Source organism: Sphingomonas sp. BL-S-30 (genome assembly GCF_055521475.1).
Genome location: NZ_CM145481.1, coordinates 1721737 through 1735944 on the forward strand (window position 1 = coordinate 1721737; position 14208 = coordinate 1735944).

Genomic DNA, 14208 nt, shown 5'->3' on the forward strand with positions numbered 1-14208 from the left:
GAAGGCGGGAGCGCAGACTGGGTCAGTGTCGGGCCGGATCGTCCCCCGGACGATCCTTGCCCCCTGCGGGGCAGGGGCGACCCGACACTCCTTCGCGGGGACACAATAAACAAGTCCGACATGACGATGAAGCAAGCGACGTCGACGCGCTTGTGCTGCCACGATCCCATCGGCCATTGAATCGATGGTGACGATCAGGCCGCGATCCATCCCTCGAATGCCGCCCGCGCGCGATCGGTATACATCTTCTTGCGGTCCGCTTTCTTCGTGCGGCCGGGGATGGGCGGCATCAGGCCGAAATTGACGTTCATCGGCTGATAGGTCTCGGCGACCGCCGCGCCGGTGATGTGGTGGAGCAGCGCTCCGAACGCCGTCTCGACCGGCGGCGGGGTGAGCGCCTGCCCGCCCAGCTCGGCCGCGGCGAAACGGCCGGCGAGCAGGCCGATCGCGGCGCTCTCGATATAGCCCTCGCAGCCGGTGATCTGGCCGGCGAAACGGATATTGGGCTTGTTCTTCAGCCGCAATGTCGGGTCGAGCAGCTCGGGCGAGCGGATGAAGGTGTTGCGGTGAAGACCGCCCAATCGCGCGAACTCGGCATTCTCGAGGCCCGGGATGGTGCGGAACAGGCTGACCTGCTCGGCATGCTTCAGCTTGGTCTGGAAGCCGACGATGTTCCACAAGCTGCCCTGGGCATTGTCCTGGCGGAGCTGGACCACGGCATGCGGCCAGCGCCCGGTGCGCGGATCGTCGAGGCCGACCGGCTTCATCGGACCGAAACGCAAGGTATCGAAGCCGCGCTCCGCCATCACTTCGATCGGCATGCAGCCCTCGAAATAGGGCGTGTCCTTCTCCCATTCCTTGAAGTCGGTCTTTTCGCCCGCGATCAGCCCGGCGTGGAAGGCGGCGTACTGGTCCTTGTCCATCGCGCAGTTGATGTAGTCCTTGCCCTCGCCCTTGTTCCAGCGCGACTGGAACCACGCGGTCTCCATGTCGATCGAGTCGAAATGGACGATCGGCGCGATGGCGTCGAAAAAGGCGAGCGCATCGGCACCGGTCGCGGTGCCGATGCTGGAGGCGAGGCCGGCAGCGGTGAGGGGGCCGGTTGCGATGATGGCGAGGCCGTCATCGGGCAGGGCGTCGACCCGTTCGCGCACCACGGTGATGTTGGGGTGCGTGGTGATGGCAGCGGTCACGCCCGCCGAGAATCCGTCGCGGTCTACGGCGAGCGCGGAGCCCGCGGGCACCTTGTGGATATCGCCTTCGCGCATGATCAGCGAGCCGAGCGCGCGCATCTCCGCGTGAAGCAGGCCGACCGCATTGCTGACCGCGTCGTCGGAGCGGAAGCTGTTCGAGCAGACCAGCTCCGCCAGGCCGTCGGTGTGGTGGGCAGGCGTCATCTCGCCCGAACCGCGCATTTCGGAGAGCTTCACCTTGAAGCCGGCCTCGGCAAGCTGCCACGCAGCTTCGGAACCGGCGAGGCCGCCGCCGATGATATGGATGTCATGAGTCATGGCGCGGGCAGATAGCAGCGTGTCCGGCGATGGGCCAGCGGCCCCAATTTTCGTCCGGCCAGGCCGTCAGGTGCCGGCAGACAAGAGCACAGATAATCCCAGGGGTCGTGAAAGACAGGATCCAACCGAGCGTGTCTCCCCTTGAGCCCCCGGCCAGCCAGGCAATGAAGGGGATCGAAAGCACCGTGGCGAACGCGGCGCCGGCGGCGGCCCACACCGCGTGCGAGCGCGACTCCGGTGCGCGCCACCCCAGCCAGGACATCACCGTCGCGCCGAAGAAGATGGGCAGGCCGGCAAGGAAGAAACCTATCGGGATCGATGCCGCCAACAGGAGAATAATCAAGCCGACATCGCACGCGTCAAGAGTAGGTATTTCTGCCGGATACTGGGCCATGAGGGAGGCGATGCAGGATAACAGGAACAGTGGACCGGCCAGCAACGAAGCCGCGACGGTGCCGGCGAGGATCGAGGACGTGCTGCGCATGCGGTGTCGCTACCATGCGCTTCATGGAGGGCCGATAGTTCGGGGCGATCTGCACCGTAAATCTACGAAAGGTTCATCGGAAATCCGGAAGGGTCGGCAGGCGGGATCTGGTTTTCAGGCGCAGCCTCTGCGTTCCCGGCCGTTGATCCAGCTGGCGAGCGACGGCGGTTTCGCGCCGTAATAGGCGGCTCAGTACGGCCGCGGATAACCCCGACGGGGGCGTCCTCGATCAGGCAGCGAATGGAGCCTCTATCTCAAATTTCTGGTCAGCGCTTGGCGAGCAGCTCCGGCTAGCTCGCAGTTTTTCCTGGTCGCCCGACATTGCCGCTCAAGCATTTCCACAACCTTGCGTTGCTCCCCGAGAACATATTCATCGTGTCGGATATCCGGAGAATAGACGTTTCTCGCGATTGGTGGGGAGGTGGCATGACCGAGGCGGTCCTGCCCGGCGGCACTAAGCGGAGCAACCGGAGCAGGGCGCGGGATTACAAACCCGATTGCGATACCTGCGATAAAGAATGCCGCTGCGATGGCGACTGTTCCCGTGCGAGAGAGACGCATCATAGGCAATTCCCGGTTCCGCTCCAGTCAAGCTATCGCCACCAATTGAGCACGTCGCCACCCTGCCGAATCCTTATGCGACGCTCAATTCGTGGCGGTCGTCGAGGCTGGCGAATGGCTGGTCTATGGCATTGTCGTAAAATAACATCGCGAACGCGAGTCTCGGTTCTGGAGAGCGAAGCGGCACGACGCGGTGCTCGATCGAGCCAGGGAAGCAGATGAACGTACCTGCGCAGGGGTGGATTTGCGCGATCGGACACCCCGGGTGGCGAAACTCCAGTTCGCCCCCGGCGCCCACAGGCACGGCGGCATAGAACACGCCGGTCACTGCGTTCGCGTCGGTATGCCAATCGCTCTCCGCGCCAACGCCCTCCAATATATTCAGGGTAATCGCCGAACTGATGCGGTTGGCAGGATAAACCGGGCGGCCGAAACGATCAGCGACGAAAGTGCGGATTGGGCCGAGATACAGACGCCAGAGCCAATCGAACCGCGCACGCACGTCCGCGCCTCCGAGGATCGAGAATTTCTCGTCGCCTGGGGCAATGTCGGCGCCGGATCGGACAATCAGGCGCTCGGGCGCCTCAGTCGCGGCATGAACCTGCGCCGCCCAATCTTGCGGCAGCGCATTCTGGTTGTTGAGATCCAATATAAAATGGGGCGGCCAATTCATGGGAAGGTCTTGCGACCGACCTTGTCCGTGCGCAACCCGAGCTTGAGCGGCTGCTTGACAAGCGCGCATCGACAGAACGTCTCGCGAGCAGGAAGCGGCCCCCAGGATGCCTTGCAGTCGCATCCGTTTGACGAAGACCATTCCCGATCATGAACTCACGTTCCAGGCGCGGTCGCCTTCTCCTCCTCCGCAAGCTCGGCACAGACCCGGGCAGTATGCTCGTCGGCGGGGAAGGTGCAGTCGATCCGGATTTCGTCGAGCGTCACGTCGTGGGGTGCGGCGAAGGTCGTGAAGGTTTCGAAGAATCGGAGCTCGCCGCGTGGGCTGGCGAAGGTGAAGGTGATGATCGGCGCGGGCTCCTCGCCGAGGTCGCGCAGCCGCCAGCGTTGCGGCACGCCGGGATAGTGGAAGATTTCGTCGAGCAGCTGCCGGGTCCGGCGATCGGTCGGGTTGACGGCGAGATCGTCGTGCAGGTGGCGGATGAAGCGGCCGGCCACTTCGGGCCAGTTGACGATGACCGAGCGGAAATCGGCGGGGTCGAACAGCTGGTGGAGCAGATTGGCGTGGGGACTCTGGCGTCCGCCGGTGAGCAGATTGTTGAGGCGGACTGCCGCCGCGTTGGTCATCAGCACGTCCCAGTGCCGGCTGATCACGAAGGCGGGGTAGGGTTCCTGGTGCGCGATGATCAGCTCGACGGCCTGGCGGACCCGGTCGAGCGCGGGCGCGGCGAGATCGCGTTCGGGGTGCATCGCCGCATAGCCCGCCGCGCGGAGCAGGACATTGCGTTCGCGCAGCGGCATGGCGAGCGTGTCGGCGAGCCGCGAGATCGTCTCGCGGCTGGCCTTGGCCTTGCCGGTCTCGATGCAGCTCAGGTGCCGGGTCGAGATGCCCGCCTCCAGCGAGAGGTCGAGCTGGCTCATCCGCCGCGCCGCGCGCCATTCGCGCAGCAGCATGCCGACGGGCGGGTAGGCGTCTGTCGCGTGCGTGGCCAAGGCTAGTCCTCCCGCTTTTGGCGCACGATAGCCGGGTTCGGACGGTGCGACATAGTTTCGTGCCGCTGCGGCTCAGCGTCCCATTTGATCCGGCGGCGGCAGATCAGCGCGCAGCAGGCGCCGGTGAACGTGAAGGCGACAAGAACGGCCGCGTGCCCACCGACTGGTTCGGCACCGGCGGCCGCGACGGAAAAAGCGCAGGCGAGGGCACCGGTCAATCCCCACATCATCGGCAGTTGCGCCGCCTCGTTACGATTGCCCAGCCAGGTCATGAGCGAGGCACCGAGGAGATTGAGCGGCAGCGCGACGATCGCGCCGAACACTGCCGTCAGCGGCATGATTACGGGTACTCCGAGGATCATCGATCCGGTCAGGTCGATGGTGCGCGCCGCCCCGGGATCATCAGCCAACAGGCCGATGCCGATGCCCAGCAGGAAGAGCGGTCCGGCAGCCACCGAGGCCAGCGTGATGCTCGACCAGTCGATCGGTGCGTATGCCGCCCGCTCTTCCTGCGCGCGGGTCATGCGACGACCGTCCGGCGGTGGTCGCGATCATCGAGCCAGCCATTCACCTTGCGGCCGAACTGCGCGATCGCGCCCATGTTGAAGAAGTGCATGGCGCCCAGCACGATCACCGCGAGGCCGACCTTTCCGCTGAGGAAGCGCATTGCGCCGGTGATGGTGGTCGGTTCCTGGCCGAGGCTGAGGGTGAGGGTGATGAAGCCGATATTGACGAGGTAGAAGCCGACCACGAGCAGATGGTTGGTCGAACGCGCCAGCGTCTCGTTCTGGCCGAAGCACTGGATGAGGAACACGACGCCGTTGCCGGACAGAGTCCGCGCGACCCAGATGGTGATCGCCAGCGTGATCGCGAGATATAGGATGTAGACGGTCTCGACCATGGTTATTTCCTTTCTTTCTGTAATTTGAGAAATAGAGTGGCGTGAAATTGCCCTTCTGCGACGATTTTTAGTCCTCAGTGGCGGGTGTTGGAGGTGATCGAAAGCGAGGTTTCAAACGGGGCTGGTGGACGATTTGATTCACGCGAAGCCGCGGAGACGCGAAGAGAAATCGTGTCGGGCGGGAGCAATCCGGCTTCGGGCCGAGGAGCACGTCTCGCAGGTTTGAATCGCGCTGCCATTCGCCTATTTCCTCCGCGTCTTCGCGGCTTCGCGTGAAAAATTCTTCTGACGGGGCGGGTGACGTGCCGACCGCCCATCGACCTAATCCGCTTTGGCCTTCGCCCCAGGGATGAAGCGGGCGACCTTGCTGCCGAGTTTCATCAAGGTGACCAAGGTCGGTTTCGGCAGGGTGCGGACCTGGTCGTACCAGCCGCCCAGGGTCGAGATGAATTCATGCATCCGCGTGACCCGCTCGCGGACATGAGCGGGCGCGGCCTTGTCGTTCTTCATGCGCTCGGACAGCTCGGCGAGCAGGGCCAGCGTGGGGTCGATCTCGCGGCGCTTGCGCTCGGCGGTGATGCGCATCAGCATTTCCCACAGATCGGTTTCCGCGACGAAATGGTCGCGCCGGTCGCCCTCGACATGGACGCGGCGGACGATGCCATAGCCCTGGAGTTCCTTGAGGCCGGTCGAGACGTTGGACCGGGCGAGGCCAAGCGCCTCGACGATTGCCTCGGCATCGATCGGCCTGTCGGACAGATAGAGCAGGGCATGGATCTGCGCGACCGACCGGTTGACGCCCCATTGCGTGCCCATCTCCCCCCAATGGAGGATGAAGGCCTTGACGTCGGGATAATCGGTGAGGGTCATGTATTTCTCTTTTCTGTAAAGACAGAAATATTAGATATCGAGGAGGGCGTCAAGGGGGTGTCCACCATGTCTCCGAACGGTGGGTTTCGTTGTGGTGCGGATCGATGTACGGTGGAGAATGCGGGGCGGCGTCGTGCGGGAATGGGCGATTGTTTCACGCGAAGACGCGAAGGAGAAGAAGGGGAAGCTGGCACAGATGGTGGAGCCGCTCTCTTCGCGCCTTCGCGTCTTCGCGTGAAAAATCTTCCTGGAGAGTTGGGCGAACGGATCGTGCAATCAGCTGCCGGCCGGTCGCTGGGGCGAGAAAAGGGGTGTTCGCGCGGAGGCGCTGAGGCGCGGAGAGTGTCCGGTCGGTCGCACCGTCATCGCAAAATCGCGAGCCCTGTGAATGCGCGATGATGACGCGACCACCATGCCAATGCCCTCAGCGCCTCCGCGCGACCATTCCTGCACGGCCTGACACACAAGGCGGGTTTGAGGGGCCTCAACCGGGCCCGGTGCCGGGCGCGCCGGGCATCAGGGCGCACTATCATCCGCATTATTATGCGGCGTTCGTGTTCGATCCCGACGGGATCAATGTCGAGGCAGTCTGCCATCTGCCCGCATGAGGACGGATTGCGCGATCCCTCGCGGAGCGCGATACCGTTGCGATGACCGAGACCAGAACACCGCCCTTCCCGAACTTCTGGCTCTTCCCGGCCGCGATCCTTGCGGGCGCGACCTTCTGGGCGGCGAGCCATATGGGGCTGTCCGGCGCGCTGTTCGTGGCCTGGAAGGGCGTGTGTGTCGGGCTGCTGACGCTGTGCGCCGGTCTCGCCGCGCGCGAGCGCAATGGCTGGCTGCTCACCGCGCTGCTGGCGCTGGGAACGCTGGGCGATGTGGTGCTGGAAACCTCCGGCATCGTGGTCGGCGGGGCGGCCTTTCTGGCGGGGCATCTCGTCTCGATCCTGCTCTATCTCTCCAACCGTCGGAAGGAGGGCGGCGCGGTGGCCATCGCGATTGCCGTGGCGGTACCGGCCGCTGCCTTCGCCATTACCCGCGATGCCGGCGCGACGGTCTATGCGACCGGGCTGGGCGGGATGGCGGGTGCTGCCTGGTACAGCCGTTTCCCGCGGACGCTGGTCGCGGCCGGCGCCCTGATGTTCGCTGCGTCGGACCTGCTGATCTTCGCTGAGCTCGGGCCGTTGAAGGACTCGATCCTGCCGGTCCTGACGATCTGGCCGCTCTATCTGGGCGGCCAGACGTTGATTGCGTACGGCGTGCTCAGGACCCTCGAAGCGAGGAAGCGGAATGAAGATCTTCACCATCGGCTATGAAGGCACGACCATGGCCGACTTCCTCGCTACGCTGAAAGGGGCGGGGGTGGAGCGGGTGATCGACGTGCGTGCGCTGCCGCTGTCGCGGCGGCCGGGTTTCTCCAAATCGTCGCTCGCGGCCTCGCTGCTGGAAGCGGGGATCGGCTATGTCCATCTCAAGCAACTCGGCACGCCGAAGCGGGGCCGGGATGCCGCGAAGAAGGGCGACCGGGCGACGCTGGAAGAAGTCTATGCCGGGCAGCTCGAACTGCCCGAAGCGCAGGCCCAGGCGGCGCAGATGCTGGATCTGGCCGCGGAGAAGCCGAGCGCCCTGTTGTGTTTCGAGCGTGATCCCTGTGTATGCCACCGCACCTTGCTGCTCGACGCGGTGGGCGGAGACGCCGAAATCGTGGACTTGTTCGCCTGAACCCTGAAAGGACAATCGATGATCGATCATATGGGCATCGCCGCGTCGGACTTCGATGCTTCCCGCCGCTTCTACGAGGCAGCGCTCGCGCCGCTCGGGATCGGGCTGATGATGGAGGTGACGCCCGAGGAGAGCGGCGGCTATCACGGGCTCGGGCTGGGCAAGCAGGGCAAGCCGTCTTTCTGGGTCGGCAATGGCGGGCCGCGGGGCGCGGGTATGCATGTCGCCTTCACCGCTGACAGTCGTGCCGAGGTGGACGCCTTCTACGAAGCGGCGATGGCGAGTGGCGGACGGGACAATGGCGCGCCGGGCATCCGAGCGCATTATCACCCCAATTATTACGGTGCGTTCGTGTTCGACCCCGACGGCATCAATGTCGAGGCGGTCTGCCACCGGCCGGAATAGGCGGCGGCGTCAGGGGGCCGGAATGAACGCGCTCGTATAGGGCGAGCGGACGGCCCAACCGAGCATGGAATAAAGTGCCTTGCCGTCTTCAGTGGCGACCAGCACCTGTTTCGACCCGGTTTGGCGCCGTGCCGCGCCCAGGGTCGTCATCACCGCGCTGCCAAGCCCCCGACGGCGGTGCGCCGGTTCAGTCGCGATGCGGTCATAGACGAACAGGCCGCCTGCCTCCGCGGCAAAGCCGCTCGCTGCCAGCGCGCCGTCATCGGTAACGATCCGCACGGCAGTCACGGCGCCGGTGCAGGACACGTCCACGCGATATCCCGGTCCGGGCCGTGCCGGCGCATTCGGCTGCTTCTCGCAGGTCATCAGATAGCCGCCGCCCTGGATATGCCACCGCGCGGGCAGCAGCGGGCGCATTGCCGCGGCCGGTCCGCAGAGCTTGAGGAAAATCAGGGGCGCGACGATCGATTCCGCCAGCGCCCGCATCGGCTCGCCGGCCTGCGCAAAGACGAAGCGCTGTGTTTCGGCCGGGAGGTTGGTGTCGACCCGCCAGCCGCCATGATCCTCGACCGGCGGGGGCAGGCCGCGCGCCAGCGATCGCGCCGTCAGCCAGGCCTTCACCAGCAACGGATCGACCGGGGAAAGTGCCGAATGGTCCTTCATCTCGTGCACGAGCGCCATGATGCCGAAAGGAACATCGCAACCGTCGCGTTCAGCCGGCGACGGGCAGCCTGACCTTGCCCTGGTCGTCCCGTTCCATCGGGCCATAGGCGATCACCGTTTCCAGCAGCAGCGGGCCATAGATGTGCGGAAACAGCTGGCCGCCGCGTGATGGCTCCCATTTCAGCGTCTCGCCCTGCGCCTCGAGATCGACCGCGGCGATGTGGAGATCGGCCTGACCGGCGAAATGTTTGTCGACCGTCTCGTCGAGCTGCCGGGCGGTGGAGAGGTGGATATAACCATCGGCCAGGTCGATCGGCGCGCCGGCGAAGCTGCCGGTTTCGAGCACGGCCATCTGATCGGCGGTCAGGACCTTGTAGGCGGTTAACGACGTCATGCGATTCCCTCTCCAAAACTAACGGATTGTGAGTCACCCGAGGGACCGCGCATACAACGGTCAAGCTTCCTGGTCGTCTTGAAGCTGCGCGCTGTGGCGAATTCCCACGATAAAGACCCGGTCGCCGTCAACCAGATACCGAATGACATAGGGCTGGATCGTGACCAGTTCCCGCCTTCCTCCCGACGCCGGGCGACCGCGATGCGGATAGGTCTGCAGGCTGTCGCCCGCCTCGATCAGGCGACGCGCCATGCGTCGCGCTGCCTGTGGATCGAATTGGTGAATGTAGGAGCGGATCAGCTCGAGGTTGGCGAGCGCTTCCCGCGTCCAGACTATGCGAGCCATTCGGGCGGCGCGGGCGTCTCTTCAGGGGTGCCCCATTTGGCCAACCATGCGACCACCTCCGCGTGATCGACGGTACGCCCCACCTTGATATCGGCGTCCGCCCGCGCGTCGGCTGCCGCCTCGGCATCAGGATCCGTCTGCTCGAATATCGCGCGTTCAGCCTTCATAGGCCAAATATAGCATGACCAGACCGGTCTTGCGAGGCGGCCCGCCGCAATGCGCGGCGGACGTCACCCCATCAGGCCTCGCCGCCGTCGGCCAGATCCTCGCTCGTGTCACCGTCGGGCGTCGGCGCGCCGGCGACCGGGCCGTCGGACAGATCGACCTCGGCCTCTTCCTCGGTTTCCTCGATGCGGGCGGCGGAGACGACATGTTCGTCCTTGCCGACATCGAACAGCTTCACGCCGGCCGAGCCGCGGCCGATGACGCGCAGGTCGCCGAGCGACATGCGGATCAGCTTGGCCTGATCGGTCACCAGCATCAGCTGATGGCCCTTGGAGGCGGGGAAGCTTGCCACGACGGGGCCGTTGCGGGCGATGTTGTCGATGTTCGTGATGCCCTGGCCGCCGCGACCGGTGCGGCGATATTCGAAGGCGCTCGACAGCTTGCCGTATCCGTTCGAGCAGACAGTGAGGATGAATTGCTCGCGGCTCATCAGCTCTTCGAAGCGGGCGTCGTCCATCAGGCGCGGCGCGCGGTCGGCAACCTCGGTATTCTTCCAGGGGGCGTGGCGGAGATAATCGTCACGTTCGTCCTGATCGCGGACACCCACCTTGTGCAGGATCGAGAGCGACATGACCTCGTCGCCCGCGGCCAGCCTGATGCCGCGTACACCCGTCGAGTTGCGGCTCTGGAACTCGCGCACCTCGTCGCCCGCAAAGCGGATCGCCTTGCCCTGGCGCGTGGCCATCAGGACATCATCGGCTTCGTCCAGCAGCGCGACGCCGATCAGCCGGTCGTCCTCGTCCTCGCCTTCGAACTTCATCGCGATCTTGCCGTTCGACGGCACGTTGGTGAACGCGTCCATCGAGTTGCGGCGCACATTGCCCTTGGCGGTGGCGAACATGACGTGGAGCTTGCCCCACTCCGCCTCGTCTTCCGGCAGCGCCAGCACGGTCGAGATCGTCTCGCCCTCGGCGAGGGGCAACAGGTTGATCATGGGGCGGCCGCGGGTGGCGGCGCCGCCCTCGGGCAGGCGCCAGACCTTCATGCGGTACACCTTGCCGAGCGTGGAGAAGAACAGCACCGGCGTGTGCGTCGAGGTGACGAACAGCTCGGTGACGATATCCTCGTCCTTGGTCGCCATGCCGGCACGGCCCTTGCCGCCGCGGCGCTGGGCACGGAAGGTGTCGAGCGTGGTGCGCTTGATATAGCCCTGCATGGTCACGGTGACGACCATGTCCTCGCGCTCGATCAGGTCCTCGTCGTCGATGCCGTCGGCGGCGGCGGCGATCTCGGTCTTGCGCGGGGTGGCGAAGGCGAGGCGCACGGCGGCGAGTTCGTCCTTCATCACGCCGTAGAGCTTCACCCGGTCGCCCAGGATCGCGAGCAGTTCGGTGATCGATTCGGCGAGCGTCTTCAGCTCCTCGCCGATCTCGTCGCGGCCGAGCGCGGTGAGGCGGTGCAGGCGCAGGTCGAGGATCGCGCGGACCTGGATGTCGGACAGGCGATAGGTGTCGCCCTCGACCTCTTTTTCGACCGCTTCGACCAGCTTGATATAGGGCAGAATCTCGGCGATCGGCCATTCGCGCGCCATCAATGCGGCGCGCGCGACCGGCGGGCTGGACGAACCGCGGATGATCTTGACCATCTCGTCGAGATTGGTCGTCGCGACGACCAGGCCTAGCAAGATGTGCGCGCGCTCGCGCGCCTTGGCCAGCTCGAACTTCGAGCGGCGGGTGATGACCTCCTCGCGGAACTTGACGAAAGCCTCGATGATGTCGCGCAGGTTGAGCGTTTCGGGCCGGCCGCCGCGGATCGCGAGCATGTTGGCCGGGAAGCTCGACTGGGCGGGCGTGTGGCGCCAGAGCTGGTTGAGCACGACCTCGGCCGTCGCGTCGCGCTTCAGGTCGATGACGATGCGCACGCCGTGACGATTGGATTCGTCGCGGATGTCGCTGATGCCTTCGATCCGCTTGTCCTTGGCGGCCTCGGCGATCTTTTCGACCAGAGCGTTCTTGCCGGTCTGGTACGGGATTTCGGTGAGCACGATCGAGCGCTTGTCGTTGCGGCCTTCCTCCACGACGTGGCGCGAGCGCACCATGATCGAGCCGCGGCCCTCATGATAGGCGCCCTTGCAGCCGGCGCGGCCGAGGATGATGCCGCCAGTCGGGAAATCCGGACCGGGCACGATCTCCATCAGCTCGTCGATCGTGATCGCGTCGCCGCCGTCGAGCGAGCGCTCGATATAGGCAAGGCAGGCATCGACCACTTCGCCGAGATTGTGCGGCGGGATGTTGGTCGCCATGCCGACGGCGATGCCGCCGGCGCCGTTGACCAGGATGTTGGGGAAGCGCGCCGGGAGCACGGTCGGCTCCTCGCGCGAGCCGTCATAGTTGGGCGCGAAATCGACGGTGTCCTTCTCGATATCCTCGAGCAGGGCCATCGCCGCCTTGGTCAGCCGCGCCTCGGTGTAGCGCATCGACGCGGGCATATCCGGATCCATCGATCCGAAATTGCCCTGGCCGTCCATCAGCATCACGCGCATCGCCCAATCCTGGGCGAGGCGGGCGAGCGCCATGTAGATCGAGCTGTCGCCGTGCGGATGGTAATTGCCCATCACGTCGCCGACGATCTTGGCGCATTTGCGATACGGCCGGCCCGGGACGAAGCCGCCTTCCTGGCTGGCGAAGAGGATGCGGCGATGCACCGGTTTCAGCCCGTCGCGCACATCCGGCAGCGCGCGGCTGACGATCACGCTCATCGCGTAATCGAGATAGCTCGAACGCATCTCGTCGACGATCGAGATCGGTGAAATATCGGAAGGGTCGGCGAGGAGTGTCTCGTCGGTCAAGTTTCAAGGCTTTCGGAAATGGTGTGTATGTCTGTTCGATGACGGTCTAGCCCAGCCTGCCGCCTTTGTCACGCGCGTGCGTCACGCGTGCGCGCGTACGCGAGGGACGCTACGGCGCGATTTCCGCGCCATCCCAGGCCAGATGCTTTCCGCTGTCGGGTGCCTTCAGGCCGTCGATCACATCCAGCAACTGCATCGCGGCCCGGGCCGGATCGAACAGGGTGCCGGGCGCGGCATTGCCGCGGAACGGGCGCGACAGATCGGTGTCGACGGTGCCCGGATGCAGCGCGACGACGATCGAGCGGTCGTTGCGGCGCTTCTCCTCGATGGCGAGGGTGCGGACCATCATGTTGAGCGCCGCTTTCGATGCGCGATAGCCGTACCAGCCGCCGAGCCTGTTGTCGGCGATGCTGCCGATCCGCGCCGACAGGACCGCGAAGACGGTGCGGCCGGTGCGCGGCATCAGCGGCAGGACATGCTTGGCGACCAACGTCGGGCCGATCGCGTTCACCGCGAAGTTGCGGGCGAGCCAGGCCGGATCGAGTTCCTGCATGGCCTTTTCCGGGCCTTGTCCCTTTTCGTGCAACAGGCCGGTCGCGACGATGACGAGAGTCGGGGCGGGGCCTTTGGCGACGATGGCGGCCGCGGCGGCGATGCTCGCTTCGTCGGTCAGGTCGGTGCCGGTCGCGCTGCGGGAAAAGGCGTGGACGGTATCGAAGGCGCCTTCGTCCTCGATCGCGTCGCGGAGTGCGCCGCCGATGCCGCCCGACGCGCCGAACACGACCGCGCTGCTCATGCGCGGACGAAGCGCCAGCTGTCGGGCGCGCTCGCGGCGGCATCGAAGCGATAGCCGGCGCTGTCGAAGCCCTTCATCGAGTCGATGTCGGTGATGCGGTGCTCGCACAGCCAGCGCGCCATCATCCCGCGCGCCTTTTTCGCGTGGAAACTGACGAAGCGCGGACCATCGGGGCCGGGTTCGCGGAAATCGACATGGACGACGCGCAGGCCGGCGAGCTTGTCGGCGACGGCGTGGAAATATTCCTGGCTGGCGAGGTTGAGCACCACGCCCGACCCTTCCGCCGCGACATCGTCGCGCAAGGCCTGGGCGATGCGATCGCCCCACCAGGCATAGAGGCTCTTGCGGCGCGGCGCCCAGTGCGTGCCCATTTCGAGTCGATAGGGCCGCATCGCATCGAGCGGACGGAGCAGGCCGTAGAGACCAGACAGCATACGCACATGATCCTGCGCGAAGGCGACGCCCGATTCGTCGAGCGTGCGCGCCTCGAAGCCGAGATAGACGTCGCCGGCAAAGGCGTAGAGCGCCGGGCGCTCCGGCTGGGCGTCGAATCCGGCGAAGCGGTCGGCGTTGAGCTTGGCGAGCTTCTTCGAGATTTGCATCAGCTCGGCCAGGCGCTTCTGGCTGAGATGGGCGGCCGATGCGGCGAGGGAGCTCGCCTCGGCGGCGAAACGCGGCACGGTGGCCTCGACCGGCGGCAAGGGCCGTTCATAGTCGAGAGTCTTGGCGGGGGAGAGCAGGGCGATCACCCGCTGCGCCTAGTCGGTGCGGCGCGCGCGAGTCAAAGGTGCCGTGTCGCCCAGGGGATCCGGTGCGTTAAAGCAGCGTTCAGCGCCTGAATGCGAACCAAACGGGTAATCCGTGCGCTTGAACCATGG

17 protein-coding genes are annotated in these 14208 nt (G+C 65.5%); 3 read left to right on the forward strand and 14 right to left on the reverse strand.

Features of this window, described 5'->3' with window-relative positions:
* Nucleotides 1–194: 194 nt before the first annotated feature.
* From trmFO to ACZ1I5_RS07935, 7 genes are all read right to left on the reverse strand, one after another.
* Complete coding sequence (trmFO, locus tag ACZ1I5_RS07905) at nt 195–1511, reverse strand: methylenetetrahydrofolate--tRNA-(uracil(54)-C(5))-methyltransferase (FADH(2)-oxidizing) TrmFO (RefSeq protein ID WP_465173151.1); 1317 nt, start codon at nt 1509–1511, stop codon at nt 195–197.
* Nucleotides 1501–1995 carry a hypothetical protein gene (locus tag ACZ1I5_RS07910; RefSeq protein ID WP_465173152.1) on the reverse strand — a complete coding sequence of 165 codons (495 nt, stop codon included), beginning with the start codon at nt 1993–1995 and terminating at the stop codon, nt 1501–1503. Before ACZ1I5_RS07910 ends, trmFO begins: the two co-directional genes overlap by 11 nt.
* 634 nt (nt 1996–2629) lie before the next feature.
* A complete protein-coding gene (locus ACZ1I5_RS07915; RefSeq protein ID WP_465173153.1) occupies nt 2630–3229 on the reverse strand; it encodes a 2OG-Fe(II) oxygenase family protein in 600 nt (199 codons plus the stop codon).
* A 155-nt stretch (nt 3230–3384) separates the two neighbouring features.
* The gene (locus tag ACZ1I5_RS07920; protein ID WP_465173154.1) at nt 3385–4221 is read right to left on the reverse strand and encodes a helix-turn-helix domain-containing protein; all 837 of its coding nucleotides are present in this window, start codon (nt 4219–4221) and stop codon (nt 3385–3387) included.
* A gap of 2 nt (nt 4222–4223) precedes the next feature.
* Nucleotides 4224–4745, reverse strand: coding sequence for a hypothetical protein (locus ACZ1I5_RS07925; RefSeq protein ID WP_465173155.1), 522 nt, complete (start codon nt 4743–4745; stop codon nt 4224–4226).
* Entirely contained in the window at nt 4742–5122 is a 381-nt protein-coding gene (locus ACZ1I5_RS07930) for a hypothetical protein (RefSeq protein ID WP_465173156.1), read from the reverse strand. The genes ACZ1I5_RS07925 and ACZ1I5_RS07930 overlap by 4 nt, the downstream gene beginning before the upstream one ends.
* A gap of 321 nt (nt 5123–5443) precedes the next feature.
* Complete coding sequence (locus ACZ1I5_RS07935; RefSeq protein WP_465173157.1) at nt 5444–5992, reverse strand: GbsR/MarR family transcriptional regulator; 549 nt, start codon at nt 5990–5992, stop codon at nt 5444–5446.
* A gap of 650 nt (nt 5993–6642) precedes the next feature.
* Here ACZ1I5_RS07935 and ACZ1I5_RS07940 point away from each other — a divergent pair.
* From ACZ1I5_RS07940 to ACZ1I5_RS07950, 3 genes are read left to right on the forward strand one after another with little or no spacing between them, the layout of a single operon-like run.
* Nucleotides 6643–7308, forward strand: a complete 666-nt coding sequence (locus ACZ1I5_RS07940) for a lysoplasmalogenase family protein (RefSeq protein WP_465173158.1) — start codon at nt 6643–6645, stop codon at nt 7306–7308.
* Entirely contained in the window at nt 7283–7714 is a 432-nt protein-coding gene (locus ACZ1I5_RS07945) for a DUF488 domain-containing protein (protein ID WP_465173159.1), read from the forward strand. The genes ACZ1I5_RS07940 and ACZ1I5_RS07945 overlap by 26 nt, the downstream gene beginning before the upstream one ends.
* An 18-nt stretch (nt 7715–7732) precedes the next feature.
* Nucleotides 7733–8119 carry a VOC family protein gene (locus ACZ1I5_RS07950; RefSeq protein WP_465173160.1) on the forward strand — a complete coding sequence of 129 codons (387 nt, stop codon included), beginning with the start codon at nt 7733–7735 and terminating at the stop codon, nt 8117–8119.
* Between the two features lie 9 nt (nt 8120–8128).
* Here ACZ1I5_RS07950 and ACZ1I5_RS07955 read toward each other — a convergent pair whose 3' ends face one another.
* The 7 genes from ACZ1I5_RS07955 to yaaA all read right to left on the reverse strand — a co-directional run bounded on the left by ACZ1I5_RS07955 (nt 8129) and on the right by yaaA (nt 14079).
* Complete coding sequence (locus tag ACZ1I5_RS07955; RefSeq protein WP_465173161.1) at nt 8129–8800, reverse strand: GNAT family N-acetyltransferase; 672 nt, start codon at nt 8798–8800, stop codon at nt 8129–8131.
* 31 nt (nt 8801–8831) lie between these two features.
* Nucleotides 8832–9176 (reverse strand): DUF952 domain-containing protein, encoded by a 345-nt coding sequence (locus ACZ1I5_RS07960; RefSeq protein ID WP_465173162.1) that lies wholly within the window; start codon nt 9174–9176, stop codon nt 8832–8834.
* 60 nt (nt 9177–9236) lie between these two features.
* The gene (locus ACZ1I5_RS07965) at nt 9237–9521 is read right to left on the reverse strand and encodes a type II toxin-antitoxin system RelE/ParE family toxin (protein ID WP_465173163.1); all 285 of its coding nucleotides are present in this window, start codon (nt 9519–9521) and stop codon (nt 9237–9239) included.
* The gene (locus ACZ1I5_RS07970; RefSeq protein WP_465173164.1) at nt 9509–9688 is read right to left on the reverse strand and encodes an antitoxin; all 180 of its coding nucleotides are present in this window, start codon (nt 9686–9688) and stop codon (nt 9509–9511) included. The genes ACZ1I5_RS07965 and ACZ1I5_RS07970 overlap by 13 nt, the downstream gene beginning before the upstream one ends.
* A 71-nt stretch (nt 9689–9759) precedes the next feature.
* The gene (gyrA, locus tag ACZ1I5_RS07975; RefSeq protein ID WP_465173165.1) at nt 9760–12534 is read right to left on the reverse strand and encodes a DNA gyrase subunit A; all 2775 of its coding nucleotides are present in this window, start codon (nt 12532–12534) and stop codon (nt 9760–9762) included.
* Nucleotides 12535–12643: 109 nt separating this feature from the next.
* Complete coding sequence (locus ACZ1I5_RS07980) at nt 12644–13330, reverse strand: SDR family NAD(P)-dependent oxidoreductase (RefSeq protein ID WP_465173166.1); 687 nt, start codon at nt 13328–13330, stop codon at nt 12644–12646.
* Complete coding sequence (gene yaaA / locus ACZ1I5_RS07985) at nt 13327–14079, reverse strand: peroxide stress protein YaaA (protein ID WP_465173167.1); 753 nt, start codon at nt 14077–14079, stop codon at nt 13327–13329. The genes ACZ1I5_RS07980 and yaaA overlap by 4 nt, the downstream gene beginning before the upstream one ends.
* Nucleotides 14080–14208: the final 129 nt, after the last annotated feature.